Here is a 1,145-nt window from a genome sequence, read left to right as displayed (position 1 = left end):
AGCGGAAGAAATTGAGAACATCGCCATCGTTGACTGCTTCCCGAAGCCGGTCCATCCAGTCCGCGTAAAACGCTAAATTATGAGCCAACGTACGAGCCTGAAATGAGAGATCATCGTCTCCCCAGGCTGTCTGTTTCCGGAAAAAATCTGACTGGGAGAAGTGGAATAGAAGTCCTGTCTCGTGATCAACAACTGTTTGACACCACTCAAGGCCATCGAAGCTGTCTGCGCCGGCCCATGAATAGAGCGCAAGCGAAATCGGGTTACCTGTACCCAGGAGATGAAGCCCAACGTAGCGTCCAATGGAATCGAGCACCTCGCGTAACACCATAACAGACCGTGTGCGCTCAAATACGCCACTTCCCAGTCGCCGCTCGGCGACTGCAATCATCGGTACCCCCGTCTCCTGTGCAATACGTGCACACAGACTCGGCAGTCTTTCGATATTCTCGTGCACGATAGGTACAATTATGCGATCTCCGGCAGCTGCTTGATCCTGCCGCCAGCGCTCGATAACCAATTCGGCATGAGTATCCAGATCAGTTGGAGGGAACTGCTCATCAAAGCCAAAGGCGAATGAGCAAGAAAACCTTTGCAGAGCATCATGGAAATTTTCTTGGCGCCATCTTGCCTGCTCCTCTTTCCAATAGCTTTCGTAGTTACCAGAATCCATCAGTATGGTCGCACCAGCCTCATGGGCGGCGGCCAGCCACTTAGCCAACCCATCGCCATTTCCCGATCGCCCCATGTCAAAGGCAGACACCAAGAACTGCTTATTCATTTCTCGCAAGGAATATAGCGTCGCTAGGTATTCCGCCGGCTGCAGTGCAGTCTTGACAGTGGATATGGAGGGGAAAAATACGGGCGTCGCAAGACAAGTTTCGCCAAGCACGATTTCTTCTGGTCGAGTAATCGCCATCATGCACCCTCTTTTTTCTGGGCCATCATGACTCGCCGGGTTTCGTTGGACCAATTCGCATGTTCGGTCGATACGTGCTCTTCGATGCGCTCAGCAAGGACGATCAGCCGTTCGGACTCGGTCAGCTCTTTATAGGGACCCGCGACAGAAAGAAACAGATACTTTTCATGCTTTAAACGCTCTGCTGTGGCACGGTAAGTAACCCAAAGAGTTGAATACTGGTTCA

General features: G+C 51.9%; 1 protein-coding gene and 1 pseudogene. Both read right to left on the bottom strand.

The features are described from left to right. A pseudogene (locus ACOCD2_RS21080) lies at positions 1-922 on the bottom strand (hypothetical protein); the annotation flags it as partial. Then, on the bottom strand, positions 919-1,145 hold a 227-nt coding region (locus tag ACOCD2_RS21075; protein WP_293650384.1), incomplete at its 5' end, for a DUF4231 domain-containing protein. The gene ACOCD2_RS21075 and the pseudogene ACOCD2_RS21080, both read right to left, overlap by 4 nt.

Source organism: Thiolapillus sp. (genome assembly GCF_048562965.1).
GTDB lineage: Bacteria > Pseudomonadota > Gammaproteobacteria > Chromatiales > Chromatiaceae > Thiolapillus > Thiolapillus brandeum_A.
The sequence above is the reverse complement of the archived record's forward strand: the minus strand, read 5'-3'. Positions and strand labels throughout refer to the sequence as shown.